The 2342-nt window shown below is 42.0% G+C and carries 2 protein-coding genes; both read left to right on the forward strand.

What is annotated here, in order from left to right; all coding sequences use genetic code 11:
* Positions 1-211: 211 nt before the first annotated feature.
* Positions 212-1237, forward strand: a complete 1026-nt coding sequence (purM, locus tag IQ228_RS24865) for a phosphoribosylformylglycinamidine cyclo-ligase (RefSeq protein WP_027402525.1) — start codon at positions 212-214, stop codon at positions 1235-1237.
* A 370-nt stretch (positions 1238-1607) separates the two neighbouring features.
* Complete coding sequence (locus IQ228_RS24870; RefSeq protein ID WP_027402526.1) at positions 1608-2294, forward strand: PHP domain-containing protein; 687 nt, start codon at positions 1608-1610, stop codon at positions 2292-2294.
* Positions 2295-2342 lie beyond the last annotated feature (48 nt).

Consider the following 2342-nt stretch of genomic DNA (forward strand, 5'->3'; position numbering starts at 1 on the left):
ACAATGTCATTGCGTTAGCGCAGCGTGGCGTTAGCCATATGGAACGAAGTGAAATGAAGCAATCACAACCCTGGCGATTGCTTCCCTTCCCTCGCAATGACTGTAAATATTTTTGTCCAATTACTTATTGCCTGATCAGAAGAGGTTTTAGCAGCTAAATTATGTGATAATAATAACCTAAAGTTATGAATTGATAACGGTGTAGTTAGGCATGGATTATCGGGATGCAGGCGTTGATGTGGAAGCAGGTAGAGCTTTTGTAGATCAAATTCGCAATTTGGTTCACAGCACCTTTAGAAAAGAGGTTTTGGGGGGACTGGGTGGCTTTAGTGGTTGCTTTCAACTGCCTACAGGTTACAAAGAACCAGTTTTGGTTTCGGGAACAGATGGTGTGGGGACAAAGCTGAAAATAGCTCAAATTCTCAACCGTCATGATACTGTGGGCATAGATTTGGTGGGGATGTGCGTTAATGATGTGTTGACATCGGGTGCAGAACCGCTGTTTTTTCTAGATTATGTGGCTACAGGTAAGTTAGATAAGGAACAATTAACTCAGGTGGTAGCGGGGATAGCTACTGGTTGTAAATTGGCGGGTTCGGCTTTGCTGGGGGGAGAAACGGCGGAAATGCCCGGTTTTTACCAGGTTGGTGAATACGACTTGGCTGGTTTTTGCGTGGGAATTGTGGAAAAAAGCCGAATGCTGGATGGTTCTCAGGTGCAGGTGGGTGACGTGGCTATCGGTTTAGCTAGTTCAGGTGTCCATAGTAATGGTTTGAGTTTGGTGAGGAAAATTGTCAGTGATGGTGGTTTTGCTTGGACTGATACCCCAGATTTATTCAATGGTGCATCTATTGGGGAAACTTTGCTTACACCTACACGCATTTATGTAAAATCTGTTTTAGCTGCGTTGCAATCAGGTTTAGAAGTTCATGGCATGGCTCACATTACTGGCGGCGGTTTACCAGAAAATTTACCAAGATGTTTAAGCAAGGGTCAATCAATTAAGATGATTCCTGATGGTTGGACTGTTCCCCCTGTATTCCATTGGTTAGCTGCGGCTGGTTCTGTAGGTGCTGAGGCTATGTATAATACATTCAATATGGGTATTGGCTTTGTGTTATTAGTTCCACCTCAGCAAGCAGAACAGGTAATTACTCATTTTCAATCTCAGGATATCTCTGCTAATGTAATTGGTGAAGTGATCAATGGAGCAGGTGAATTGATCAGTTTGTGGTGACAATGGCGGTAAACATATAGAAACTAAGTAGGTTGGTGTTGAAAATTGTCGTTATGGCAAGGCAAAAGGCACTCATGCAAGAGGCAAGAGTGAAGAGGGTTTGGGCGATTTTACATTTCTTTACACAGTTTGGTTTTATTGTGTTCACCTACTTATACGCAAAATTTATATTCTCTTGATGGAAGTAATCAAAAATACTCATCGCCATCAGCGTTAATATTTGCTAACGTAGTCTTAACATATTGCAAAAATCAATTGGTGCCGTTGAGGAAGTATCTGTATTTACTGGTTAGTGGTATTGGTTATATCTCGTTTACAAGTGTGGCGTGTTGGTGTTTTGAGAAGAATGTAATTTTTGTGTAGAGGGGTTATGGTTATAAATTTTGCCCGGACTACTGTTTCTAAGGAACTACTAAAGCAAGTATTTCAACGCATTGATGCACAAAGTTGTCCCCAGTTATTTAATTTTCATATGCACACGGTTCACTCCGATGGCAAACTAAAACCGGGTGATTTGATGGGTCAAGCGATCGCAATTGGTTTAAAAGGGTTAGCTATCACTGATCATCATAGTATTAGTGGCTACCAAGCAGCCCTGGTTTGGTTAGAAGATTGGAAATGGCGTAATCCTGATGCTCATGCTCCATATCTGTGGAGTGGTGTAGAAATTAACGCCAATCTGTTGGATAATGAAGTTCACATTTTGGCTTATGCTTTTGAGTTAGAACATCCCAGTATACAGCCATATTTACAAAAAATTCCTAGTACAGGTAAGGCTTATCAAGCAGTTAACATTATTAAAGCTGTTCATGAAGCGGGAGGACTGGCGGTACTTGCTCACCCAGCCCGATATAGGCGATCGCATTTTGACCTCATTCCTGCGGCTGCGGGTGATGGTATTGATGGTGTTGAGACTTTCTACGCTTACAATAACCCCAAACCTTGGAAACCTAGTGTGGTGGAAACTGAGGAAGTTCAACAGTTAGCGGAAAAATTTAATTTATTTAGCACCTGTGGTACTGATTCGCACGGCTTGAATTTGCTGCATAGGTTGTAAATCTGTATTTACCTCTTTTTAACTCCTGGTTTAGGGAGTGGGGGGGTG

Origin of the sequence: Dolichospermum sp. LEGE 00246 (genome assembly GCF_015207865.1) — a bacterium.
In the GTDB taxonomy this organism is placed as follows: domain Bacteria; phylum Cyanobacteriota; class Cyanobacteriia; order Cyanobacteriales; family Nostocaceae; genus Dolichospermum; species Dolichospermum heterosporum.